Raw genomic sequence first — 478 nt, 5'->3', positions numbered from 1 at the left:
CCGCATGGCTGGGGCTGGTCCCTCGAGAATACTCGACCGGAGGCAAGCAGAAGCTCCTTGGCATCAGCAAGCGCGGGAACCGCTACGTCCGCAAGCTCCTCGTTCATGGCGCGCGATCATGCTTCCGTCACCTGGATCGAACCCGGGATCGCCTGGGAAGCTGGCTTGATGGGTTGCAGAGCCGTATGCACCCGAACAAAGCCGTTGTCGCACTTGCCGCCAAGATGGCGCGCATTGTCTGGGTTGTCCTGACCAAGCCGGGAGCGCTCTACGAACGCAGGGATCCTGCATTCGCCTGACCCTCTCGGCTCGATTGCAAGGCTCGGGAATAGTGATGACGAAACAGTGGATCAGCATGCCGTAAGCCCTGTGCAAAAAAGCGGGCTTTGTGCCCGAACCATTTATTGGGAACGGCGTGCGCGGATCTCATCATGGCCTGGCTGCAACAGCAGTCCACTCGCGAGAGGCCGGATACATT

The 478-nt window shown here is 60.0% G+C and carries 1 protein-coding gene; it reads left to right on the top strand.

What is annotated here, in order from left to right:
- Positions 1–299: transposase (locus tag AC0L2Y_RS34595; RefSeq protein WP_473562338.1), on the top strand; the 299-nt coding region annotated here is incomplete at its 5' end.
- Positions 300–478 lie beyond the last annotated feature (179 nt).

The sequence above is a fragment of the Mesorhizobium sp. WSM4830 genome (assembly GCF_055811495.1).
Note: the sequence above shows the minus strand (reverse complement) of the source record. Positions and strands in the feature narration are given on the sequence as shown.